Below are 25,723 nucleotides of genomic sequence, written 5' to 3'. Positions count from 1 at the left end.
GAAAATCTTCAAATTCCTTATCCCCCTATTTCCCTATACCTGATATATGACTGAATTACTCCTTATTATATTAACTATTCTTCTCAGTGGTTTCTTTTCGGGATCAGAGATAGCTTTTGTCAGTTCCAATCGACTAAAGCTGGAGATAGAGTCGCGAAAAGGATCATGGACGGGGCGTATCGTAAATGACTTTATCCATAATCCGGAAACCTTCTTAACCACTACATTGGTAGGTAATAATATAGTTAATGTACTGTATGCTACCTTGATGACGATTTTTCTGGTAGGTCCCATCACCGAAATTTATCAAAGTTGGATGGGGACAATGCCTTCCGAAGCGCTGGTTTTAGTGATTCAAACAGTGATTGCCTCTGTTGTGATTATGCTTTTTGGTGAAATAATACCAAAGGCTTTATTCCGAATAAATGCCGACTGGTGGATGAAGATCATTGCTATTCCTCAAAAAGTATGTAATCAGCTATTTAAGCCACTGATCTTTATAGCGGATAAATCTTCAGATTTTATTATTAAGCTTATTAACCCAGAAGTAGATAGCTCTGGCAATGTATTCCGCCGAGAAGATGTAGAGCTAATATTTCAAGAGCTGCGCGACACCGGTGGACACGATTTGGATAAAGATGATTCTGAAATCCTTCACAATGTGCTTGAGCTTTCGAATAAACGCGTGAAGGAATCGATGATACCGCGTACTGATATTGTGGCTGTTGAAAAAAATACCAGCATTGACGAAACCTTAAAGCTTTTTATTTCTTCGGGCTTTTCAAAGCTCCCCGTTTACCAAGAATCAATTGACGATATTATTGGGGTTATTTTTGCTTACGATCTATTTAGTAATCCCGAGAATCTATCTGAGATAATACGTCCCATTAAGTTGGTCCCTGCGTCACAAAAGTCGAAAGATCTGCTTTCTGAATTCCGGAGCTCAAATATTTCTGTGGCTATTGTTATCGATGAATATGGGGGTACAGCCGGGATGATTACGATTGAAGATCTTTTAGAGGAGGTCGTGGGCGATATTCAGGACGAATACGATACTGAAGATCGAATCCTAAAAAAGTTATCCGGCAACAGTTATATTTTAAGTGGTGGTGTCGATATCGAAGATCTGCTTCAAAAATTTCCTGAAATCGATTTGCCAGAAGAGTCCGCTGAGTATGAAACAATAGCTGGATATATCATTAATAAACTGGGACGTATTCCCAAAGTGAATGAAGAGCTTTTAATTGATGGCAAGAAGATCATCATTAGTAAAGCAACACCAAGCCGTATTGAAACTGTAAAAGTTGTTGTGTTGGAATAATACAGTTAATAGTGTGGTAGAAGTACTAAGAAAAGATATAGATTTTTTTGAATTTGCACTTGACTAACATTTCCAAAACCAGCAGCATCTGATAACTAATAACTGAAAATTGTATGTTTGACCATTATCCCAGCTGGGCGCAGGAATTTGCGCAAAAATATCTCAGTCGAACGATCAACCAGTTTATCCTGCATGGCAATGTGCATGATTTGGTCCCACTCCAGCGCAAAGAGCAGACAGACTTTGTACGCCTGAAATCATTTTTGTCAGAAGAGTTTTTTGGGGCACGTGATTACGTCATTTTTTATGATCGGTCATCAGGTATTTATTTCAGGGATGGGGAGTCAAAAAAAGATTTTAACCGTGCTTTGTCGGGACGCGATTCCCTGCTGGGTACTGATTATGCCAATAAAATGCCCAAGGATCCGGTACGCGTTTTTTCGCTATTGGAGCAGTATTTCCGAGTACGTATTGATGATAAAAAGAGCATTGCCCTGATTATTGATTATGCTGATACCATTGTGCCGATGAGTGAAGCGGGAACCAGCGGATCAGAAGATCGTACGTCGATGGTGTACCTTTCGCGATGGGCGCATGATCCGATGTTTTTAGCGGCGGATTTTACCACAGTGTTGCTCACCGAAAATTTGGCGGATCTGAATAAAACGCTGGTACAAAATCCCTATACGACGGATATCAAAATCAATATTCCTGATGAGCAACAGCGTCGGCAGTTTATTGATTTTGAGTCTACAGCAAAGGAGTTTGAGGCGTTTTCTGAGGTCAGCGAAAAAGTAGTAGCTCAGCAAACAGCCGGTCTCAATTTTATTAATCTTCGCAGCATCCTGTCTAATGCCCGGGAGAATCAAGAGAAGATTACCCACGATCGGCTATCCGAAGCAAAGAAAGAACTGATTGAGGCCGAAGCGTACGGACTGCTGGAGTTTGTAGAAACGGACTATACGCTCGATGATGTTGCGGGTCACACAAAAGTAAAAGAACATCTTCGTCATGCCGTACAGGCGCTCAAAAGTGGTCGACAGGATGTACTCCCGATGGGTTATCTGGTTTGTGGCCCGGTGGGAACAGGTAAAACATTTATGGTAACCTGTTTTGCAAGTGAGGTGGGTATTCCGATGGTGAAACTGAAAAACTTTCGCAGCCAATGGCAGGGGGTGACTGAAGGAAATTTGGAAAAGATACTTGGGCTACTCAAAGCGATGTCTCCCGTTGCTGTGATGATTGATGAAGCCGACGCCTATCTTGGCGATCGTGATGCCAGCGGGGACAGTGGTGTTTCCAGTCGTGTATTTTCCCAGATCGCTACGTTTATGAGTGATACCCGAAATCGCGGTGAAATTATCTGGTTTTTAATGACTGCGCGTCCCGATTTAATGCCGGTGGATCTCAAACGACAGGGGCGAGCCGAAGAACATCTGGCATTGTTCCCGCCGCACACCAAAGAAGAACGAGTAGAGCTTTTTAATGCCATGAAAAAGAAAACCGGCCTGCAGCTTACCGAAAACTATACGCCGCAGGTTATAGAACAAGGCTTAAAAAACTTTTCCGGCGCGGATATGGAAGCAGCCCTTACACGAGCAAAATTTCGGGCAGCTGCTCAGGATTTAGATAAAGTCACACCCGAAGTTTTAGATATTGCCCTCAATGATTTTCTTCCGCCTACCTATCCCGAGGAAATTGAGCTACAAACGCTCAGTGCTGTTATTGAATGCACCTCCAAAGAACTATTGCCCGAGCGATACCAGGAGATGGATCGCGGCGAAATTCTTAGCAAGATCGAAGAATTGAAATATCGTATCGGTTAAATTTACTATTTGATTCGGTGAGTATAACCCTGACAGAGTTCCCAACTCTGCAGGGTTTTTAGTTGAACATTGTGAAAAAGAACCCTTTTTGCTCTCCTAAGCCTGTTCCAGTACCTAAATAAAATTCAGTTATGAACTGTATTAAACATTGAAACCAATTGATTTAACTATATGGTTGAATTAATTGGTTAAAGTATGTAGGTTATAGCTGAATTAAAATAAAATGAATTATGTCAGAAGAATTACAGACCGAAGAACAGATATTAGAAGCGGCAAAACAGGTTTTTCAAGAGCGGGGTTTTGCAGGGGGGCGAATGCAGGAAATTGCCGACGAGGCGGACATCAATAAATCAATGCTGCATTATTATTTTCGCAGCAAGGACAAGCTTTTTCAGAAGGTATTTGAGGATAGCATCCGGCAGTTTTTTCCGGAAATACTAAAAGTGCTGAATGCAGATTTGGCTTTCGTCCCAAAGGTCGAAAAGCTGGTAGAAACCTATTATGAGATGTTTAAAAAGCATCCGCATTTGCCACGCTTTGTGATCCACGAGATGAATCAGCATCCCGATCGTTTTAGAGAATTTGTTAAAAGGACAGGTTTTGAAATTCCAGAACGATTTGTGAAACAAATTCGGGCTGAAATTGAATCAGGAAACATGCGAAAAATTGATCCCCGCGAATTTATCATCAACACGATTGGCCTTTGTGTGTTTCCGCTTATCGCCCGTCCAATGATAGAGACCGTTTTTGATATGAGCGAAGATCAGTATCAACAGTTTTTGGAGCAGCGCAAGAAAGAGCTGCCAAAATTTATTCTAAACGCTGTAAAAAAGTAAGCGAATATGCTAACTGCACTACTGTTTTCCATTATAACGCTGATAGGCGTTCAACCGACTTCCACGGATACGCTTTCACTCGACGATATTCATACGCAAATTGAGGCTAATTATCCGCTGGCACAAAAGATTGATCTGCAAAAAGATATTACTGAGCTCAATAAAAAGATTGCAGGCACAGCGGCTTATCCGCAGTTTAATTTTGGGACCACTGCAACTTATCAATCCGAAGTAACAGAGCTTTCATTTCCATCCGGTGGGCAGTTTAGTGCTCCCGAGCTCAGCAAAGATCAGTATAAGGCGACAGTAGAGGCATCACAGGTTATTTACAATAGCGGAGCTGTAGGTATCAGAAAAGAGCTTGAGGAAATCCGTGGGCAAGGAAAAAATAAAGTTACAGAAGTGGAGTTGCGTCAAATTAAAGAGCAAGTTAACCAAGTTTATTTTGGGATATTATTAGCACAGGAGCAGCTTCACATTATTAATATGTTGATGAAAAATATTGAAGCCCAAATCAAAGAGGTATCCTCTAAGGTAGACCATGGGGTACTGCTTCCAAGCCAAAAGTATACGCTGGAAGCTGAACTTATCAACGCCCGACAGGATTCGGCAGAAATACGATCCAATATTTCCTCCGGATATCAAATGTTAAGTGATCTTATCGGAGAGGAAATAAATCCCAATACGAAACTTCAAATGCCACGAGTAAATTTGCCTCAGGCAGGTGAATTGCCGAGGCAGCGTCCCGAATTCGAGCTTTTTGAAAACAACCGCGAGGTGTTGGGTTATCGAAAAGAACTGGCACAAACCGATAAATGGCCTACGCTCTCAGCGTTTGGAAGTGCTACCTATGGACGTCCGGGTTATAATGTATTTGCTGATGAGTTTCATGCCTTTTATATGGTGGGTTTGCAGCTGCAATGGAACTTTTGGAATGCGCAGAATGCAGCAAAAAAGCAGCAGGTGTATCAGCTGAAGCAGAAAGCAATCACTAAAGAAGAACGGGCGTTTGAACGTCAGTTAAAAGCCAGTTTAAGTAAAATTAGGAGGCAGATAGAATTATTTGAGGTGAAGTTAGAGCAGGATCAACAGATCATTGAACTGCGAGAAAAAGTGGTGGACGAGAAAGCGAGTCAGATGAAAAACGGTAGTGTTACTGCAACAGAATATATCATTGAGTTGAATAAAGTTACACAGGCCCGGATGTCGCAGATGATTCATCGTACAAAGTTGTCGCAGTCAAAAATTAATTATCAAACAACATTGGGTATTTCAGAACATAGACAATAAAGACGATATGATGAGATATAAAGGAAATAGTTTGTATGGAGTATTTTTAGGTATCCTCTCTTTTGTGATGATTAGTGGATGTGTTAATAACGAAAAGTCAGATGCCTACGGGCAATTTGAAGCCGTAGAAACGACTATTTCGGCCAAGGTATCCGGTGAGTTATTGTCATTTAACATTTCGGAGGGAGAAACTATTACAGCGGGAGAAAAAGTGGCGGTAATTGATACGGTGCAGCTGAATTTGAAAAAGGATGAACTGCTGTCGCAGCGGGAAGCGGTTGAATCTAAAATAAATAATATTGATGCAGAAATTGCCGTGCAGCAGCAAAGGCTGGAGACGGCGCAAAAAAGCCTGAAGAGAATTCGTGCAATGCGAGAAGAAAGTGCAGCTACTGCACAACAGCTAGATGATGCTGAAGGTAATGTTCAAACAATCCAGAAACAGATCCAGGCTTTGGAAACACAAAAGAAGTCGGTACGTGCAGAAATTAAATCGATAGATGCGCGATTAAATCAGGTTGAGCAGCAGCTTAACGATGCCCATGTTGTGAATCCCGTGAATGGGACGGTGCTTACAACCTTTGTTGAGCCGCATGAACTTGTCGGAGAAGGAAGGCCGCTCTATCAGATTGCAAATTTAGATACGCTGGAGCTACGGGCCTACGTAAGTGGTGCTCAGCTACCATCGGTAATATTGGGACAATCGGTAGAAGTAATAGTTGATAAAAATGCGGAGGAGAATCAGCAGATACCCGGAAAAATAAGCTGGATTGCATCACAGGCCGAATTTACACCTAAGATGATACAGACCAAAGAGGAGCGTGTTACGCAGGTTTATGCGATAAAAGTAAAGGTGCCGAACCCCGATGGAATTTTGAAAATTGGAATGCCCGGTGAGGTGAATTTTCAAGCGGGGAATTAGTTATTGGTTATTTGGTATATATGAATAACTAATAACAGATAACGAATAACCAAGTTATGAAACCGATCCAAGTCCAAAATATTGAGAAATCCTACGGTAAGGTTGATGCTGTCAAGGAAATATCTTTTGAAGTAAAAGAGGGTGAACTGTTCGGACTTATTGGTCCTGATGGCGCGGGAAAGACTACCATCTTTCACATTTTAACGACACTGCGAAAACCAGATGCCGGGGAAGCTTCTGTATTGGGTTTGGATGTAGTTGGGGATTACAAAAAGATACGTCCCCAGGTGGGGTACATGCCGGGACGCTTTTCACTTTACCAGGATTTATCAGTGCAAGAAAATCTCTCTTTTTTTGCTTCTGTTTTTGGGACAACTATAAATGCTAATTATGAGCTTATAAAGCCAATATTTAAGCAACTTGAACCATTTATAGATCGCTTGGCTGGAGCTTTGTCAGGCGGTATGAAGCAGAAGTTGGCGTTAAGCTGTGCGTTGATTCACAAGCCAAAAGTATTGTTTTTGGACGAGCCCACGACCGGCGTGGATGCGGTTTCGCGCAAGGAATTCTGGCAGATGCTTCACCGGCTTAAGGATGAGGGGATTACAATTCTGGTTTCTACGCCATATATGGATGAAGCTGAGCAGTGTGATCGCGTAGCATTAATACAGGAAGGGAAAATTTTATCCATCGCTACGCCCGAAGTGATTACCAGCCGATTTGATAAAGATTTGTGGGCGATTAAAGCTGAGTCAAAATATAAGCTAATCCAAGTGCTTAGGAAGTACGAATTTATGGACTCGGTACAGCCTTTCGGTGATTATGTGCACTATACCGATCAACGTAAAGATATAAGCCCGGATGATATTACTTCCTTTTTAGAAATACATGGAATCGAAAATTCCGAGATAAGAAAAATTGCACCCGATATTGAAGATATGTTCATTCGATTGATGGATCAGGAGGGAACTCATGGCTGATCCGATGATAAAAGCAGATAATCTTACTCGAATGTTTGGTGATTTTACCGCCGTGGATCACATTTCATTTGAAGTCGGCAGGGGTGAAATTTTTGGCTTTCTTGGCGCTAATGGTGCTGGTAAGACAACAGCTATGCGCATGTTAACAGGATTATTGATTCCTACCGAGGGTGAGGCTCAAGTAGCCGGATATGATGTATACACTCAAGCCGGAGAAATCAAGAAGAAGATCGGCTATATGAGTCAAAAATTTTCACTATACGAGGATTTAACAGTTCGTGAAAATATTCGGTTGTATGGCGGTATTTATGGACTTTCTGACAAAGAAATTAGCCGAAAGTTGAAGCAGCTGATCGAGAGGTTGGGTATGAAAGATTTGCAGGAAAAGATGATAGGTTCGTTGCCCCTGGGATGGAAGCAGAAACTGGCCTTTTCGGTGGCACTGATTCACGAACCACAGATCGTTTTTCTGGATGAGCCTACCGGAGGTGTTGATCCTATTACAAGACGACAGTTCTGGGAGCAGATCTATAAAGTGGCCGAGGAAGGAACCACTGTCTTCGTGACTACGCACTATATGGATGAGGCTGAGTATTGTGATCGGGTTTCTATTATGGTGGATGGTCGTATTGATGCTTTGGATACACCGGCCGGACTTAAAGAGGAGTTTGAGGCCGATGATATTGAAGAGGTTTTTATAAGGCTGGCTCGAGGTGCCGAACGTGTTGAATAGTCGAATAAGGAATAAAATAAATGCATTTGTAGGGTTCGTTATAAAAGAATTCAAGCAGATTTATCGCGATAAGCGGACGCTGCTGGTGTTGTTCGGGATGCCTATCATCCAGATGCTGCTTTTTGGTTTTGCCATCCGAAATGAAGTAGAAAATGCCAAGGTGGCTGTGTTCGATCATTCCCGTGACGAAATAACTCGTCAGATCATCAGTAAAATTGATGCTTCCAATTATTTTTCAGTGAAAGGTTCTATCCAAAGGTATAATAATATTGATGAGTTTTTTCAGGACGGAGAGGTTGATGAAGCTATTATTTTTGAATCTGACTTCGCCCGTAAGCTGCAACGTGGGGAACAACCGACAGTAAATATTATTACAGATGCATCAAATCCCAATTTAGCACAGCTCATCCAGCAGTATTCTACGTCTATTATTGTGGATTGGCAGCAGCGCAGAAGCGGGCCGCCCGATGAGCAGAATAGCGGGGTAGTTGCAAATGCAAATATGCTGTTTAATCCACAGCTCGAAAGTGTAAATCTGTTTGTACCGGGACTTATCGCCGTTATATTGATGCTCATTTCTGCATTGATGACTTCAATTTCTATCACTCGTGAAAAGGAGATGGGTAATATGGAGATCTTGCTCGTTTCCCCCTTGCGACCGGCACAGATAATTATCGGTAAAGTGCTGCCTTATTTGGTACTGGCCTTTGTAAATGTGCTTACGGTGTTAGCATTGGCAGAGTGGGTGTTTGGGGTTCCGTTTCGTGGTTCATATGGACTCTTTATGGCGGAATCTCTGCTTTTCATTTTTACTGCTTTGGCGCTTGGAGTATTCATTTCTACCAAGGCTAACGATCAACAAACGGCCATGATGGTAGCATTAGCGGGTTTGCTACTGCCAACTGTACTCTTATCGGGATTCATTTTTCCCATTTCAAGTATGCCACTTCCTTTGCAGTGGTTCAGTAATATTATTCCTGCGCGCTGGTTTTTAGTAATTATTCGAAGCATCATGCTTAAAGATTCAAGCTTGCTACTACTGTGGAAAGAAACGCTGATATTACTTGTAATGACCCTTGGATTTGTTGCATTGAGCGTGAAGAATTTTAAGGTGAGGCTGCAATGAGAATAATAAAATTTCTTTTAGAAAAAGAGTTTCTGCAGATTTTTCGCAATAAGGGAATGCTGCCAATTATTTTTCTTATGCCAGTTGTGCAGTTGGTTATCCTATCATTTGCGGCAACCTATGAACTTCGAGAGGTTAATTTTCATCTTGCTGATTTCGACCAATCTGAAGCGTCACATGCGCTTGTTCAGAAATTTCAAGCCTCAGGATATTTTACTTTGCAAAGCAGTTCGTTTGATGTGGATGATGGAATAGAAAAAATGCGCAGTAACGATGTTCGGTTGGCACTGGTGATTCCGCAGGATTTTGAACAGCGTTTGAAATTGGGGCAACCTACTTCGGTGCAGTTAAATATTGATGCCGTGGATGGTACAACAGCTGGACTCATCCAGGGATACGGGCGATCTATTATCCAGGATTATAACAGTAGTATTCGTCCGGTAATTGAAAATATGGAACTTACCAATCGGAAAGATATAGAAGTCATCCCCGCGAGCTGGTACAATCCCAACCTTGATTATATCCAGTATATGGTACCGGGCATTTTAGTGGTTCTTGTTTCGATGATAGGAATGTTTTTATCGGGGATGAATATCGTGCGCGAACGCGAAATTGGCACTATCGAGCAGCTAAACGTTTCACCTATAAAGCGTTACCAATTTATTACCGGTAAGTTACTCCCGTTTTGGATTATTGCTCTGTTTGAGCTGGGTATTGGATTGCTCATCGCCTACTACGGTTTTGGTGTTCCTTTCGTAGGTAGCGTATGGCTGCTTTTTGGGATTGCCGGAATCTTTTTACTGGTGGTGCAGGGCATTGGATTGTTTATTTCTACTGTCACTCAAACGCAACAGCAAGCGATGTTTATTGCATGGTTTTTTATGGTGGTATTTATCCTGATGGGCGGACTGTTTACTCCTATTGAAAGCATGCCGATTTGGGCACAGAAGCTTACGATTTTAAATCCTATTGCTCATTTTATTGAAATTATGCGGAGTGTAATGCTCAAGGGAGCGGGCTGGTTTGAGGTTCAGCACTTGGTTGGATTACTTACGGTGATGGCGGTAATAATTCTGCCCGCCGCTATTTTCAGGTATCGTAAATCGACATCTTGATTTCGTATTATCCAGAGATAAATCAATTATTCTTTCATTAAAGCCGGGAATACAATATTCTATAAACGCTCAATTTAGTTTAATATCACCTTACTTCAATGACTGATAAACTCGATTCCATCCGAAAGCTACTCGATGAAACCGATCAGAAGATTATCGAGGCTTTGGCGAAGCGGCAGGGATTGGTACGTGAAATTTCGGAGCTTAAAATTAATGATGAATCTGATATACGAGATATTGAAAGAGAAGAAGAACTGCTGTCAAAAATAACAAAACTGGCACGCGAAGCCGGACTTGATCGCTACTTTGCCGAGCAGTTGTTTAAGGATATTATTCATCACTCGGTACGATTTCAGACCCATTCTCTGGTTGATCATCAGAATGAACAAAAGAATACCGATACGGTTCAAGTGGCTTATCAGGGGACGGATGGAGCGTTTAGTCATCAGGCTGCATATCGACATTTTGAAGAGCGCTATAGTCAGGTCGATTGTTTCGGTTATGACACTTTTCGTCAGGCTGCGGAAGCAGTAAAAGAGGAAAAGGTGGATTATGCTATCCTGCCTATTGAAAACACCACGGCCGGTTCTATTCGCGAAACGTATGATTTGTTGGCGGATGATGAATTGTACATCGTGGGTGAAGAGGCTATTCGGATTATTCACTGTTTATTGGCGTTAGAGGATATTCCTGTAGATCGTATTCGTCGAATTATGTCACATCCCCAAGCTATAGCACAGTGCAGTAACTTCTTGGCAAAGCTCCACGATTGCCGGGTGGAATCTTATATCGATACGGCGATGTCGGCGAAGAAAGTGCTTGAGGACGGAGATTTATCTCAGGCTGCTATTGCCGGAAGTTACGCGGCAGATATTTATGGTCTTAAAATATTGAAGCGCGATTTGGCGAATCAATCCGAAAACTTCACCCGATTTGTGGTGGTTGGACGTCAGCTGGTGGAAGTTGATTCACAGATACCATGTAAAACTTCGTTACTGATGGTAACAACTCATGAACAGGGAGCGCTGGTTAGCTGTCTGAATATTATTGCCGATCATGACATTGATATGACCAAACTCGAATCGCGTCCTAAACCCAATAAACCCTGGAAATATCAGTTTTATTTGGATATAGAAGGAAATATTGCTAACCCGGATATTCGAGTGGCACTTCAGGAATTAGAACAAGAAGCCAGCTCGCTGAAGGTGCTTGGTTGCTATCCTGCCCAAGTGGGAACTCCGGATGGGTGATAAACTTCTATTGAGGTTGGGCCTCTTGTTTGAATGCCTCAATTAAGAATGCGATATGGTCATTAAGATCGGTATCGATTAATTGGGCACCTTTTTGAATATCTTCGCGGGGTACATCTGCTGCAAAACTACTGTCTTTAAGTTTTTTGGTAACTGATTTCACCCGCATATCTGCGAATCCGTTGGGACGAACTAAAGAAACCGCGTTCATAAATCCAGACAGTTCGTCACAGGCAAATAGATAACGTTCTATTTCAGTTTCCGGTTCATGTCCCGTTCGTTCAGGTGCATGCGCCTCAATTGCGTTAATTATTGCTTCGGAATATCCTTCGCCAGGGAGGATTTCTTCGGTGGCTTTTTTAGGATGTTCTTCAGGATACTTTTCCCAGTCTAAGTCGTGAAGCAATCCGGCCGTCCACCATGCTTCGGTCTCCTCGTGAAATTTGTCCAGTTTACGGGCATATGCTTCCATGGCTGTAGCAACCATATGACAATGATGCCTGAGGTTGTCATTTTCAATATACTGCTGTAATAATTCTACAGATTCATCTCGATTTTTCATGGGTGTATTGCTTTTAAATGAAGCGTAATCGATCGCATTGTTACAGCTAAATATGGGAGTGCAGAATCAAACAAAAGATTTCTTTGAGCTCAATAAAATCACTGCAATTTATGGTCCTGCCAATCCTGATAAAATCGAATGAGATTTGATACAGAATAGATCAGTAAAAAGGTGGCAATCAGGTAGGCCACCGAGTCAGGATTTGCAACGATAAGCAAAGCTATTATCAGTGTAAGAACGCCAACAATGGAAAATTGAAATCCAAATAGTAGGATAAACCCGAACAGCCCTAAAAAGGCCGCAAATGTGACAGGAATAAGCTCAGGAAAAATGAAGATGAGAATTCCCGCAACAATAGGAATGGCGGACAGAGTAGGCGAAATACGGAAGGCGATAAACAATAATCCTAAGGCAACGAGGTAACCGCCTGCAATTAGGTAAAGAAAATTCGGATAAATGAGTGTGAGACACCCGGTAGTCAGTGCCAACAGGGCATTTAGAATTTGCCGCTCACGGGTCTTGTAATTGATCTGAATACGATATTGCTCAAGCATAAGAATAAATAGTTGTTGAGTGAGTAATAAATCCTGCTAAGTGCTAAGGTATTATATCCAATAATGTTATGGATGCTAAAAATTGTATGTGAGGTTGCTACCACAACATATGAAAATAAATAATACCAGTTATAAAAATTGCAAAAACAAAAGCCATTACAATTGGTAGTTCGTCACGGGTGATTTAACAAGAATTGTGGCAGCCAGAGGTTTTTACGATTCAAAAGTAACTGAATGGCTACCAGCAGAACAATAATACCCATTATGCTGGGGATGTCGGGAATATCGCCAATGATGGGGGGTAATGTAATTACACCGGTAATGAACAGGAGTGAGCCGAATGATTTACGCCCGGCTACGTCTAAAATCACTTCCAGTGATACTGAATTGCTCTCATCCTTGTTTACGGTATCCTAAGTTGTACAATGCCCAAAGATTGCTGATTGGTGTTCATTGTTAAACTGGAATAGTTTTGGATTCAATCAGCGGGAATAAGTGATATAAATGAAAATTATAAAGATTTACTGTAATTAATCATTTAGTAAATCCAACGGATCTTCGGCGCTCCCTACAATCGTTTCAATGGCATCGGTGAGAGTGACAAGTCCGACTATCTGATCATTTTCTTGTACCAATGCCAGCTCATGATTTTTTTGCTGAAAATGGTCGATTAACTTACTGACCGGAAGGTTCTGTTGGACCGTCATTTTGGGCCAGTCAAAATCGTCAAGCTCTTTTTCACCGTTTAGCAGGCTTTTGATATTAGCCGTAATTTGTGGTGTATATAGTATGCCCTTAAAATCATCAAGTGTTTTGCCCACCAGCGGATAACGGGCATGCATATGGCTGCGAATGGCATTCAGGTTTTTCCGGAATGATTTTTCAGTACTCAGACTGATAATATCTTTCCGTGGTACCATGATTTCTTTCACGGTAATTTCATCAATATCAAGTGCATTGATAACCTCTTCGCGCCGGTCATCTGAAACTCCTTCTGTCTTCAAGAGGTCAACCATCTCCGAGCGGATACCACCGGAAGTAGAATCTTCTTTAAGCCAGGTGCGATCTATTTCAACGCCAAATAGTTTCAGTGTTGCTTTTGTTACCCAATCCCCAAACAATAGTACCGGATAAATGGCATACGTCCACAAGTAAAGTGGAAAAGAGGAATAACGTGCCACTGTTTCGGCTCGCTCTACCCCCAAATAGGTTGGAGCTTGTTCGCCCCATATCGTATGAACGAGATTAATAATTGAAACTGACAATATGATTGAAATGGTATGGGAAGAGAAGGAACCGATCGTTCCTGCTGGCATAAATAATTCAATTAGTTCAGTAACAGCAGGTTCTGCAATAACACCCAGCAAAATACTGGTTGTAGTAATACCAATTTGGCACGAGGTAAGATAGATTTCCAGCGTTTCGGTCATCTTCCAGGCACGGTTAAGACCGGCACTGTCTTCCAGCTCTTCACGCTTGTATTGACGGAGTCGCGTCAGGGCAAATTCAGCAGCTACGTAAAATGCATTAAGGAGAAGGAGGATTACTCCACCGAGTAATCGTAAATATAGTTCCATAAAATCAGGCTATTACTTTTAAACAGTAACGAGTGCTTTCTCATATATTATGAGATACGTTTTTCTTTTAAAGAATCTTGCAGTAATCTACGGTCATAATATGGTATTTTTTTCAACTAATTGTGGTTCCTCCATCCTGCCACTCGATGGTTGTTTCTTTATCAGTATCAAACTCATCAACAGAACGAACCCATTCTTCGTTTTGCCAGATGCGCGAATATCCTTGTTCAAGGGCAGTGTTGGGATTTTTGAGTTCCAATCTGTGACGCAACTCCTTGAGTTTATCGTGCTTTTTCATAAAATGTACCTCGCGTCGATGTTGAATGCGATCCACCAAATTATTTACTTTTTCGTGATTGTTCTCCACTTTTTGTTGCACCACTTGCAGGGCATGTGATTGTACTAACTGCTGGATACGCTCTTTCTGTTCGGTGGTTCGCTCTTGGATAATATCATGCAGACGTGTAGTCAGATCATCGGCAAACATGCGTACTTCATTGATATCGGGCGTAGCCAGAATAGCAGCTTGAGTGGGCGTGGCAGCACGGGCATCGGCTACAAAATCAGAGATGCTAAAATCTACTTCGTGTCCCACAGCGCTGACAGTTGGAACCTTACAATTGAATAGCGCACGGGCTACTGCTTCCTCGTTGAACGGCCAGAGATCTTCCAGTGAACCGCCGCCCCGACCAACGATGAGCAAATCCACATTTTGTTCCTGCGAAAACCAGCTAATAGCTTTTACTAATTGTGGGGCTGCATTTACACCCTGAACACTCGCGTGGTGGAGCAGCACTTCGGCAACCGGCCATCGGCGTTGCAGTGTATCGCGAATGTCATGAAAAGCGGCTCCCGTAGCAGAGGTGATAACTCCGATTTTAAACGGAAATTTCGGCAATGCTTTTTTGTGCTTGTCGTCGAAAAGTCCTTCTTCCCTAAGTTCTTTTTTGAGCTTTTCGAAGGCTTCCTGTAGTGCACCTTTACCTGCTTGTTCTACAGATCGTACAATAAGCTGGTATTTTCCGTGTGGCGGATAAACCTGAATATCACCGCCGGCAATAATTTGTTGCCCGTCTTCGAGCTCAATACCTAATCGTTGATTGATACCCCGCCAAATCACAGCCGAAAGTTGTGCATCTTCGTCTTTGACAGTAAAATAGGTGTGTCCCGCTCGACTGGTGGAAGCGTTGCTAACTTCCCCCTCAACTTTAATATCGAGGAAATTGCCTTCAAGGAGAGTTTTTATTTCGTCGGTTAATTCAGAAACCGAAAGTATTTGTGATGTAAAAAGATCAGATTGATCCATAATGATTTTTGGGCCGCAGATGTAAATGGATTACGTTATCTGTGCAGGTTCGTGGCTATTATTGAATTCTGTTGAAAACATGTATATTTGCTCACAAAAATAACGGAAAGTTTTTATGAGTTACACGCCTAATTTATTACTTCAGAACGTCAGGCCGGTCGGTGGAGATTTTGACGGTGCGCAAACGGTTGATATCCGTATAACAGACGGGACTATTACTGAGATTGGTACTGAATTAAATCCACAAAAAGAAAATGAGACGATTCATGATGCCGACGGGACGTATGTTTCCGGCGGATGGATGGATATGCATGTGCATCTTCGTGAGCCCGGGTACGAGCATAAAGAGACGATAGAAACCGGTTGTGCCGCAGCGGCTTTCGGGGGATTTACGGAAGTGGCCTGTATGCCCAATACGAATCCGGCCATTCATACGCGGGATGTAGTGGAGTTCATTAAGAAAAAATCTGAGAAGTTGGCGGTCGAGGTGCATCCCATCGGTTGTGTTTCCAAAGAGCGTAAAGGCAAGTCGATTGCCGAGATGGGCGACATGAAAGCGGGCGGTGCTGTGGCGTTTAGTGATGATGGCGATCCGGTCTATAATTCACAGCTAATGCGTGTGGCGTTGGAATATTCCTCGATGTTAGAGATGCCGATTATCAATCATGAGGAAGATTTGAAGCTTTCACGACCGGGACATATGCACGAGGGAAAGGTGTCGGCGCGGCTTGGCATTGACGGTACACCCGCAATTGCTGAAGAGACGATGATTGCTCGTGATATTTTGCTGGCCGAATTTACCGGCGGACATATTCACGTGGCGCATATCAGTACGGCCAAAGCGGTAGATCTGGTGCGACAGGCCAAGGCTGATGGCATTAATGTAACAACCGAAGTTTGTCCCCATCATTTTGATTTAATTGACGAGGAAATTGAACGCCGCGATTTCGATACAAACGTAAAAATGCATCCTCCGCTGCGCACCCAGGAAGATGTGAATGCGATGATCGAGGGACTGGCTGATGGAACTATTGATGCGATCTGTACTGATCACGCGCCTCATTCAATTGAGGAGAAAGAAGTGGAATTTATTTATGCCCCTAACGGAATTATTGGTTTGGAAACGGCATGGGCAGTGAGCGTAAAACGTCTGCTTGATTCCGAAGTCCTCGATCTGCAAATATTGTTGACAAAATTTGTAGAAAAGCCGCGTGAGATTTTGAATTTGGATATTCCCAAAATAAAAGAGGGGGCAAAGGCTAACTTGACTCTTTTTAATGTTGATGAGGAGTGGACATTTGCCGAATCAACAGTACGATCTAAATCTAAGAACTCACCTTATTTAGGTGAAAAAATGAAGGGACGAGCTGAGGCTATTTATAATAAGGGCCGATTTGTGATCAATGAAATTTAATTACAGAATGAAACGGCTGGTTCTACGTTATTGAGTTCTAAATTTGAATGGATGGCATTTCTTTTGGATCGATTTTTTCTGACAACTGTATGTATTGTATTGCTTGGTATTGGTGGGGCCTCAGCCCAAAATATACCAGATGCAGAATTTGGAAATATTCCCGATTCGCTTTTTCAGATGCAAGCTCCAGAAGATAATACTCCGTACCGGATCACCAATAAGGAGCTGAATATATCCTTTCAGGAGGCTGATGAGTCAATATTAGCGGTGTTGGAGTATCACATCCGAATCAAAGTTTTTGACGATTCAGTTCAAGAAGCCTCGGTTGTTGCGATACCGTATTATTTTGATAATGATATGGAGCGCGTTACTTCTCTCGAGGCCTATACCTATCTGCCTTCCGGTGAACGCGTAGCTTTATCGGAGCAGGATATTCGTACCATCAACATTAATTCGCGTTATAATGTAAAAGAGTTTGCCATGCCTGCTGTTGAGGATGGAGCGGTTATTGAATATCGCTATACGATCGAACGTCGCTATATCGAGGAATTACCCGATTTTTATCTCTCTCACAAGGTGCCAACAGATAACGCCAAACTTACGATAACCTATCCCAAATATTTGCGCTATCAGTCGTACACCGAAAATTTTGATGGCAAGATAACACATGATGTGGTGTATGCCGATACCAGCTCGGTGCCTAAAGTGTTCACTATTCCACAGCCGCAACCAATTGTCACTGAACGCTGGATGGCGCGGGATATCCCGCCTGTTAAAGAAGAGGCTTATATAACTACGCTGGATGATTATCGGGCTAAGATTAAATTTTTGCTTAGTGAATTTGGGATCCCACGTCAACAGCTCGAGAATAACTGGGAAGTTGTTGTAGCCCGTATTCGGGACAAGACCGATCCCTGGGAACCTATCAACAAGAATAGTGAGGCGGAAGCTGTGGGTGACTCGATAGCAGGGGCGTTGGATGGAGCACCTGTAAGTCAGGTTCAGGACAGTATCTATCACTACTTGAACGAGCGCGTTAATTTTTCGGGTCAGCATGCAGCCTTTAGTCAAACTTCGGGGAAACAGGTTTTGGCCGGTAAACCCTCCAATCAGGCAGCTATCAATCAGGCGCTTGTTGCTATGCTTCGGGCTGCTGATATTGACGCTAATCCTGTTCTAATTTCGACCCGAAAATCGGGGAAAATTAATATGGATTTTCCTTCTTTTTATCAGTTTAATGGATTGATGGCCCGGTCAGAAATTAATGAAAGATCTTATCTGATGGATGCAGGATTCCCATATAGTCAGCCGGGTCTGATTCCTGTTGATACCTACGGCAGTCGTGGGCTGGTCCTCAGGGAAGAGGGATATGAATGGATCGATATTAATCCCGATAAAAGCCTTTTTGATATACAGGTTCAAATTGATGGTCAGCTCGAACGGGATGGAACGCTTAGGGGAACAATAGAAGCCGTGCAACAGGGATATCCGGCTCAGATAATACGCCAACAGAAGGCGGATGGAAGCAGTGACAGCGAGATTTTGCGTCAAACGTTATTTGATGGGTATCCCCAAATGAGAGCTACTGATGTCATAGTTAATAATGCAGAGAAATATGGACAGCCTATAGCAATTACTGCTGATTTTAAGATCGAGAACTATGCAACGGATTTCACCGATGGACTTAAATTTAGCCCTTTGGTTGTGGGCTATAGAAATGAAAACCCATTTTCGGGTCCCGATCGTAATCTGCCCATCACACTTGATGCACCCGAAAAATTGAACTTATCATATTCGATTGCGCTACCGCAGGGGTACAGTGTGGCTGTTACTGGTGGTCGAACAATCAGATTTTCCGGTGCTGAATTTGTGGAACGATATGACAATACGACCGGACAGCTCAATTATCGATATCAGATAAATATTGATCAGCGGAATTTTTCTGCCGACTATTTCCCGTCACTGTACAAGTTGTACAACCGTTGGGTGGAGCTCAGTAATAGCTCATGGCTTATCGAAGAATAACAGTTATCATAAAGATTGGTATCATTGTAACAGAAACTTTTTAATGAAGGGTAATTAATAATGTTGCTTGCTTTGGAAACGGCAACTAACGTATGTTCCGTTGCTTATTGTGATGAAAACGGAAGTATCTATGAGCAAAGGACAAATAAGCGCGGCACGCATTCCGAGCAGCTGTTCCTTTTTATTGAACAACTGCAGGATGAACACGACTTTCGAATTCCAGATCTTGACTCAGTTTTAGTGAGCGAGGGGCCAGGCTCTTATACGGGATTACGTATTAGTGCAAGTGCGGTTAAAGGATTGCTTTTTCAAACCGAGGTACCCTTGATTAGTATAAATACGCTTGCTTCGTTTGCGATGCAGGCAACCCGGGAAAATCCTAAAGCCAATCGTATTCACAGTGTTATTGATGCTCGACGGGTACATGTATATCACCAGGAATTTGTTTTTGCTGATGGAACATTATCAACGGAGGATGAAGTCGAAGTCATTCCTATAAAGGCATTCGAAAAGATGCTGAGAGAGGATGATACTGTTATTGGTACGGGCTTGCAACGAATAGATGAGCAGGTTGTGAATAAAGCAAGGAGTTTGAACCCTAACTTAATATCAGCAACATCGCTTATTGAATTATATCAGGCCGGCTTTTCTGATTTCTATCAGGAAAAAGATCCCGAACTATTCGAACCAAAGTATTACACGTCGAATCAGGTGAATTGAAATAGATCTCTTGCAATTTGGACTTTATGGTTTTCTAAATTGCTGTAAAGAATTTGAGTAATTAAACAGGAGTAAAAAATGAAATCACGCATGAAAAATATATTAACGGTAATAGCAATATTGGGAATTACGATAGGAATACTCTTCCCGGGTAATGCCACTGCCCAAAACGATTATTACTTCCCGGAAGTAAGTGAAACGGAATTTGATGAGCAGATACCATCGCCTGCGCAGTTTTTGGGTTATGATATCGGTACACATTATACAAGGCATGATCGCATTGTAGCATATTTAAAAGAATTGGCTGGTATTTCGGATAAGGCAAGTTTTCAGATTATTGGGGAAACCTATGAAAAACGTCCACAAGTGGTATTGACCGTTACATCCTCGGAAAATCATTCAAATATTGAGAATATTCGAGAAGAACATCTTACGCTTCTTGATCCGGAAGTGCCGGTATTAGATCCTGAAGAGGGAAAATCTATCGTTGCCTTGAATTACAGTGTGCACGGAGATGAAACTTCCAGCGGTGAGGCAGCGATGCTAACGGCTTATTATTTAATTGCTAACCAAAGCGAGGAAACTCAGAAGTTTTTGGATGAATCAGTAATTCATATTGATCCCGCTCAAAATCCCGATGGACGTGATCGGGCGGCACACTGGCATAACAGTTTCAAATCATTTCCACCGGTCGCTGATCCGGCTGATGCCGAACACAACCAAGCATGGCCGGAGGGGCGAACGAATCACTTTTTGCATGATTTAAATCGAGACTGGTTTGCTGTAACGCAACAGGAGAGCGAAAATCGTGTAGATTTTTATCATCAGTGGTATCCCAATGTACAGATCGACTTTCATGAGATGGGGACCAACAGCACTTATTATTTGGAGCCGACGAAGCCGGTTCGAACATGGAACCCCATTATTCCCAAATATCATTATGAGGTAATGAATCCATTGCTGGCCGAATATCAAACGGATGCACTTGATGATCTTGGTGCACTGTATTGGACAAAAGAAATATTTGACAATATTTCGCCTATTTATGGTTCTACCTATCCCGATATACAAGGTGGAGTTGGGGTAACTTTTGAGGTCGGTAGCTCGCGGGGATTGGTACAGGAAAGTGACGCGGGAGAAGTGACTTTTCGATCAACTATTCTCAAACATCTGCATACCGGTATAGCCACAGTGCGTGCCGCCGTTAATGAAAAACAGAAACTGTTCGAATATCAGAAAGATTTCTTCCGGTCAGCCCTTGAGGAAGCATCGTCGCAGCCGACAAAGGCGTATGTTTTTGGAGATGAAGATGATCCTTCGCTAACACACAAATTTTTGGATTTGATGCTCAAGCACCGCCTTGATGTGTATGAGGTAGATTCGGATATAGAACAAAATGGAAAACGCTTTGAAGCTGGAAACAGTTATATGGTTCCGACGGATCAAATCCATTATCGGGTGATTCATGATATTTTTGAAGCCAATACGTCATTCCCCGATAGCGTGTTTTATGATATTACCGGGTGGTCGCTGGTACATGGATACGGCATACAGTATGAGGAATTGGAGTCGGATAGTTACCGAAATTTTCAAGGGGATCAGATTACCAAACTTCCCGAACGCAATGGCACGGTTAAAGGCGGATCATCAGACTATGCCTACCTATTGAAATGGTCGGATTATAATGCGTCGCCGGCTTTGTATGAGATGTTGGAATCAGATTTGACTGTGCGGGTAGCACACAAACCGTTTACAGCAAGTATCACATCAAATAATAAGGAGGAATTTGGGTATGGCAGTATTGTGGTATCAGTGCGTGAGCAAGATATGAGCCCTAATGAGTTATACCAGAAATTACGTTCTGTTGCTAATGCACATAATGTCACATTTTATTCAGTAGATACCGGGATGACACCGTCGGGTATCGATCTGGGAAGTACTAATATTGAGCCTATAGAAAAACCTGAAGTAGCAATGGTTGTGGGCGAAGGGACCAGCACTTACGAAGTTGGCGAAGCCTGGTTTTTGTTAAATATGCATGTAGGAATGGAAGTTACAAAGATTCGCAGTCAACAGTTTCCCCGAACCGATCTGCAGCGATATAATACCATTGTGCTCGTCGATGGTGATTATAGTGACTGGAATGAGAATGCTGTGGATAAACTTCAACGTTGGGTACAGGCCGGCGGGGTGCTCATTACCAACGAGGATGCCTCCGAGTGGACAATCGAGAAGGAGCTGGTTAGTGAGGATTTAGTTAAGAGGTTCCCTGAGGATACGACTGAATCAAAAGAACGATACGACTACGAAGAACAGGCCGACAGGTGGCGGGCAGATACTATTCCGGGAACAATTCTGGAAGCGGATATTGATCCGTCAAATCCAATTGCCTTTGGTGTGCCAGATCGCCGACAGTTGTTTATAAAAAACAGTAAGTTTTTTCTTAAGCAGAGTAAAAATCCTTATGGCACCGTAGCTCAATATATCGAAGAGCCATTTGTAGGAGGACATATTAATGAGGAAAATCTGCAAAAAGTTAGCGGCACGTCGGCAATCGTAGCACGAAGTGAAGGACAGGGAAAAGTTATCTTGTTTGCGGATGCTCCTAATTTTCGGAGTTACTGGCATACGACCAGCCGACTGTTCTTGAACGCTATTTTCTTTGGTCAGAACCTTAGTTTGTAAGGATTAGAAGTGTTTCACCTCTTAACGGAATAAATTTAGGGTTCAATATTTGATGCTGGGCCGTCATCCCCCTGTCCCCCTTCGAAGGGGAAACTCACGGTTCTTTTACCGGGAGTGGGGGTTGAAGGAAAATGGTATCATTGATAAGATTTGTACCTTTTGATTAATACTATTTTGAAAGCGTTAATGGTATAATTTTTTAAAGCATAACTTTATCTTACAGTTGAGTAATTATATGGCTTTTGTTTACAGGTGAAAAAGCCACACAAATAAAAAGATTTTAGCTTCGACCGATAATCATTATTTTTGGGAATCATTTAAATGAAACAGGACAAACATGGCTTGGTTTAAGAGAAAAGATAAAAATATACAAACCGATCAGCGTAAAGAAATGCCGGAGGGCGTCTGGGTAAAAGTGCCCAAAACCGGTGAAACGGTGCACCGACGGGAACTTGAGGATAATCTCTGGGTGGATCCGTTGAGTGGATATCACTTCCGTATTGGGAGCGACGAATATTTCTCTTTTCTTTTTGATAAAGGAGAATTTGAGGAGATCGGCCAAGATATTGTTCCTACTGATCCGCTGGACTTTGAAGATCGCAAGAAGTACAGCGATCGTCTCGATGAATATCAGGAAAAAACCGGTAAAACGGATGCCGTGCGGGTGGGGATTGGCAAGATGAACGAACTGGATGTCGTGATTACCTGTATGGATTTTAATTTTATCGGGGGTAGCATGGGTTCGGTCGTAGGTGAACGAATTGGTATGGCTATCGATCATGCCCGAAAAAATGAAAAGCCTCTTATTATCATTTCACAATCGGGTGGTGCGCGCATGATGGAGAGCGTTTTGAGTCTGATGCAGATGGCCAAAACGTCAGCCAAGCTGGCACAGCTCGAAGAATCCGGTGTGCCCTATATTTCACTGATGACGAACCCGACAACGGGTGGTGTGACAGCAAGTTTTGCAATGCTTGGTGATTTCAACATTGCTGAACCAGAAGCGCTCATCGGTTTTGCCGGACCTCGAGTCATTCGCCAGACAATCGGTCGCGATTTACCTGAAGGATTCCAACGCTCGGAATATCTCCTTGACCATGGTTTTCTGGACTTTATAACACCTCGTCCCCAATTAAAAGGGAAGCTTACCAAGCTTATCAAAATTCTGCTCCACAAATACGAGGAGTAAATACAATTTAAATATTTAACGCGATTTCCTATCGCCCATTGTTTATCCGAATGGCACTCCGAAGTTTCGGAGCGCCATTCTTAGTATTAAAGTTAGGTATAATGAAAAAAATATTTCTATTTATTTTTGCAATAGGTTGGCTTATCCAGCCTACTTTGGCTCAGGAGAAGAAACAACTTGCATTTGAGCATGTCGTTGATCAAACGTTTTCCCCGGATGAAATACGTAGTGTAAACTGGATGCAGGATGGGCAGTTTTACACTGCTCTGGAGCGTACACAAAATGATATTGAACTTCGGAAATACAACATCCTTGAAGGAGATTACGAGGTTTTGGTATCAGCTACCGATTTGCAGGTTGATGGTCGAGAAAAGCCTATACCTATTCAGGGATACCAGTTTTCATCCGATGAAAAAAAGATTCTGATAAAGTCTGATGTTGAGCAGATTTGGCGGCGAAGTACGCGGGAAAACTATTTTGTGCATGATCTGGAAACCACAGAAACGAAAAAGCTGACGCAGTCGAATCAAAAACAGCAGTATGCGCAGCTATCGCCCTTGGGAAACAAAGCTGCTTTTGTGCAGGATAATGATCTTTATCTGGTGGATTTAGAAACCGGTGAAGAGAAAGCAATTACTGAGGATGGCAAGTTCAATCATATTATAAATGGGGCTACCGACTGGGTTTATGAAGAAGAATTCGGGATCGCGAAGGCGTGGTACTGGTCACCCGATGGAAACAGGATTGCTTTCTATCGCTTTGATGAGTCGTATGTAAAAGAGTTTTTTATGACGGACTGGGGGGAGCTGTATCCGGGATTGACGCGCTTCAAATATCCCAAAGCCGGCGAAAAAAATGCGATTGTAAAAATTGGCGTATACGATCTGGAATCCGAAGAAACCACCTGGATGGATGTTGGATCGGAAAACGATCAATACATTCCCCGTATCAATTGGACGAAAGATCCCGAGGTTTTGGCGATTCGGTGGATGAATCGACTGCAGAATAAACAGGATTTGATGCTCGCTGATGTGAATACCGGTGATACGGAAATCATTAAAACAGAAACATCAGATGCGTGGGTGGATGTAAACGACGATCTGAAATTTTTGGAGAATCAAGAGCAGTTCATCTATGTAAGTGAAGAATCGGGTTATAATCATATTTATCTGTATGATATGTCTGGTAGGCAGATTCGTCAGATTACGAAAGGCAACTGGGAGGTAACTAATTATCTGGGATATGATGAGAATTCGGATAAGATTTACTATGTAAGTACAGAAGAATCTCCTCTTCAGCGTCACCTGTACAGCATAAATATTGATGGCAGTGGTAAAACAAAGCTGAGTGATGGTGAGGGCTGGAATAGTATCAATATGAGTCGTGACTATGAATATTATATCAAGACGACTTCGTCGCCCGGGAATCCGCCAACCTATACATTGCACAAAGGTGATGGGACCCAGGTACGTATGCTTGAAGAAAATGAGATGCTTGAGCAAAGGCTTTCGGAATATGCAATGCCGTCAAAAGAGTATATTGAGATACCCTTAGAGCAGGCTACGCTGAATGGATACATTATGAAGCCGCACGATTTTGATCCTCAGAAGGAATATCCCACGCTGTTTTATGTGTACGGAGGACCGGGCAGTCAAACAGTAACAAAGAGTTTTAGCTCAGGACAGCGTGCTACATGGCATAAATATATTGCCGAGCAGGGATATATTGTGGTAAGCGTTGACAATCGCGGAACGGGTGCCCGGGGACGCGACTTTGAAAAACAGATATATAAAAAATTAGGACAGTACGAAGTTGTGGATCAAATTGATGCTGCCAAGTATCTGACTGAAACCTATGACTTTATTGATGAAGATCGATTAGGTATCTGGGGATGGAGCTATGGCGGGTATATGTCGAGTTTAGTGTTGGCGCAGGCCAATGATCTTTTTGATACCGCCATTGCTGTAGCACCGGTAACAAACTGGCGATTTTATGATACCATTTATACTGAGCGCTTTATGCAGACGCCACAAATGAATCCGGAGGGATATAAAAAAGGATCTCCCATTACGTATGCGGATCAGATTGAAGGGAATTATTTATTGGTACACGGCACCGGTGACGACAACGTTCATTTCCAGAATTCTGTTGAGTTAGTGAATAAACTGGTGGCCGAAGGCGTTCAGTTTGAGTCGATGTACTATCCGAATAGAAGTCATGCAATTTATGGAGGCAATGCACGGAAGCACCTCTATAAGATGATGAGTAATTTTATTTTAGAGAATCTATAAT

Annotated in this window: 20 protein-coding genes and 1 pseudogene; 16 read left to right on the top strand and 5 right to left on the bottom strand. The window is 42.5% G+C overall.

Annotated features, from left to right (window positions below; genetic code table 11):
* Window positions 1-46 precede the first annotated feature (46 nt).
* The 10 genes from ACQ4LT_RS12895 to pheA all read left to right on the top strand — a co-directional run bounded on the left by ACQ4LT_RS12895 (window position 47) and on the right by pheA (window position 11,399).
* The gene (locus tag ACQ4LT_RS12895) at window positions 47-1,321 is read left to right on the top strand and encodes a hemolysin family protein (protein ID WP_445666473.1); all 1,275 of its coding nucleotides are present in this window, start codon (window positions 47-49) and stop codon (window positions 1,319-1,321) included.
* Between the two features lie 113 nt (window positions 1,322-1,434).
* Window positions 1,435-3,147: an ATP-binding protein gene (locus ACQ4LT_RS12890; protein WP_445666472.1), complete on the top strand. Its 1,713-nt coding sequence runs from the start codon at window positions 1,435-1,437 to the stop codon at window positions 3,145-3,147.
* 230 nt (window positions 3,148-3,377) lie between these two features.
* Entirely contained in the window at window positions 3,378-3,983 is a 606-nt protein-coding gene (locus tag ACQ4LT_RS12885) for a TetR/AcrR family transcriptional regulator (protein ID WP_445666471.1), read from the top strand.
* Window positions 3,984-3,989: 6 nt separating this feature from the next.
* Window positions 3,990-5,273, top strand: coding sequence for a TolC family protein (locus ACQ4LT_RS12880; RefSeq protein ID WP_445666470.1), 1,284 nt, complete (start codon window positions 3,990-3,992; stop codon window positions 5,271-5,273).
* A gap of 7 nt (window positions 5,274-5,280) precedes the next feature.
* Window positions 5,281-6,195, top strand: a complete 915-nt coding sequence (locus tag ACQ4LT_RS12875) for an HlyD family secretion protein (RefSeq protein ID WP_445666469.1) — start codon at window positions 5,281-5,283, stop codon at window positions 6,193-6,195.
* Window positions 6,196-6,251: 56 nt separating this feature from the next.
* Window positions 6,252-7,175, top strand: a complete 924-nt coding sequence (locus ACQ4LT_RS12870; protein WP_445666468.1) for an ABC transporter ATP-binding protein — start codon at window positions 6,252-6,254, stop codon at window positions 7,173-7,175.
* Window positions 7,168-7,908 carry an ABC transporter ATP-binding protein gene (locus ACQ4LT_RS12865; RefSeq protein WP_445666467.1) on the top strand — a complete coding sequence of 247 codons (741 nt, stop codon included), beginning with the start codon at window positions 7,168-7,170 and terminating at the stop codon, window positions 7,906-7,908. Before ACQ4LT_RS12870 ends, ACQ4LT_RS12865 begins: the two co-directional genes overlap by 8 nt.
* The gene (locus ACQ4LT_RS12860; RefSeq protein WP_445666466.1) at window positions 7,901-9,034 is read left to right on the top strand and encodes an ABC transporter permease; all 1,134 of its coding nucleotides are present in this window, start codon (window positions 7,901-7,903) and stop codon (window positions 9,032-9,034) included. Before ACQ4LT_RS12865 ends, ACQ4LT_RS12860 begins: the two co-directional genes overlap by 8 nt.
* Entirely contained in the window at window positions 9,031-10,149 is a 1,119-nt protein-coding gene (locus ACQ4LT_RS12855; RefSeq protein ID WP_445666465.1) for an ABC transporter permease, read from the top strand. Before ACQ4LT_RS12860 ends, ACQ4LT_RS12855 begins: the two co-directional genes overlap by 4 nt.
* Window positions 10,150-10,247: 98 nt before the next feature.
* Window positions 10,248-11,399, top strand: a complete 1,152-nt coding sequence (pheA, locus tag ACQ4LT_RS12850) for a prephenate dehydratase (protein ID WP_445666464.1) — start codon at window positions 10,248-10,250, stop codon at window positions 11,397-11,399.
* Window positions 11,400-11,406: 7 nt separating this feature from the next.
* Here pheA and ACQ4LT_RS12845 read toward each other — a convergent pair whose 3' ends face one another.
* The 5 genes and pseudogenes from ACQ4LT_RS12845 to xseA all read right to left on the bottom strand — a co-directional run bounded on the left by ACQ4LT_RS12845 (window position 11,407) and on the right by xseA (window position 15,398).
* Window positions 11,407-11,961 carry an HDIG domain-containing metalloprotein gene (locus tag ACQ4LT_RS12845; RefSeq protein WP_445666463.1) on the bottom strand — a complete coding sequence of 185 codons (555 nt, stop codon included), beginning with the start codon at window positions 11,959-11,961 and terminating at the stop codon, window positions 11,407-11,409.
* 98 nt (window positions 11,962-12,059) lie between these two features.
* Window positions 12,060-12,515 carry a hypothetical protein gene (locus ACQ4LT_RS12840; protein WP_445666462.1) on the bottom strand — a complete coding sequence of 152 codons (456 nt, stop codon included), beginning with the start codon at window positions 12,513-12,515 and terminating at the stop codon, window positions 12,060-12,062.
* Between the two features lie 173 nt (window positions 12,516-12,688).
* A pseudogene (locus tag ACQ4LT_RS12835) lies at window positions 12,689-12,907 on the bottom strand (exopolysaccharide biosynthesis protein); the annotation flags it as partial.
* A gap of 138 nt (window positions 12,908-13,045) precedes the next feature.
* Window positions 13,046-14,092, bottom strand: a complete 1,047-nt coding sequence (locus ACQ4LT_RS12830) for a CNNM domain-containing protein (protein ID WP_445666461.1) — start codon at window positions 14,090-14,092, stop codon at window positions 13,046-13,048.
* 112 nt (window positions 14,093-14,204) lie between these two features.
* Window positions 14,205-15,398 carry an exodeoxyribonuclease VII large subunit gene (gene xseA / locus ACQ4LT_RS12825; protein WP_445666460.1) on the bottom strand — a complete coding sequence of 398 codons (1,194 nt, stop codon included), beginning with the start codon at window positions 15,396-15,398 and terminating at the stop codon, window positions 14,205-14,207.
* Between the two features lie 115 nt (window positions 15,399-15,513).
* Between xseA and ACQ4LT_RS12820 the strand changes: the two genes are divergently transcribed.
* The 6 genes from ACQ4LT_RS12820 (at window position 15,514) to ACQ4LT_RS12795 (ending at window position 25,722) form a co-directional block, all read left to right on the top strand.
* Window positions 15,514-16,812 (top strand): dihydroorotase, encoded by a 1,299-nt coding sequence (locus ACQ4LT_RS12820; RefSeq protein WP_445666459.1) that lies wholly within the window; start codon window positions 15,514-15,516, stop codon window positions 16,810-16,812.
* 30 nt (window positions 16,813-16,842) lie between these two features.
* A complete protein-coding gene (locus ACQ4LT_RS12815) occupies window positions 16,843-18,837 on the top strand; it encodes a DUF3857 domain-containing protein (RefSeq protein WP_445666458.1) in 1,995 nt (664 codons plus the stop codon).
* Window positions 18,838-18,909: 72 nt separating this feature from the next.
* The gene (gene tsaB, locus ACQ4LT_RS12810; RefSeq protein WP_445666457.1) at window positions 18,910-19,557 is read left to right on the top strand and encodes a tRNA (adenosine(37)-N6)-threonylcarbamoyltransferase complex dimerization subunit type 1 TsaB; all 648 of its coding nucleotides are present in this window, start codon (window positions 18,910-18,912) and stop codon (window positions 19,555-19,557) included.
* A 78-nt stretch (window positions 19,558-19,635) separates the two neighbouring features.
* The gene (locus tag ACQ4LT_RS12805) at window positions 19,636-22,242 is read left to right on the top strand and encodes a M14 family zinc carboxypeptidase (protein ID WP_445666456.1); all 2,607 of its coding nucleotides are present in this window, start codon (window positions 19,636-19,638) and stop codon (window positions 22,240-22,242) included.
* A gap of 337 nt (window positions 22,243-22,579) precedes the next feature.
* Window positions 22,580-23,431 carry an acetyl-CoA carboxylase, carboxyltransferase subunit beta gene (gene accD, locus ACQ4LT_RS12800; protein ID WP_445666455.1) on the top strand — a complete coding sequence of 284 codons (852 nt, stop codon included), beginning with the start codon at window positions 22,580-22,582 and terminating at the stop codon, window positions 23,429-23,431.
* Between the two features lie 101 nt (window positions 23,432-23,532).
* On the top strand, window positions 23,533-25,722 hold the full coding sequence (locus ACQ4LT_RS12795; RefSeq protein ID WP_445666454.1) for a S9 family peptidase: 2,190 nt from the start codon (window positions 23,533-23,535) through the stop codon (window positions 25,720-25,722).
* Window position 25,723 lies beyond the last annotated feature (1 nt).

This window comes from Fodinibius sp. AD559 (genome assembly GCF_052712805.1).
This window is presented reverse-complemented; position numbering and strand designations above follow the sequence as displayed.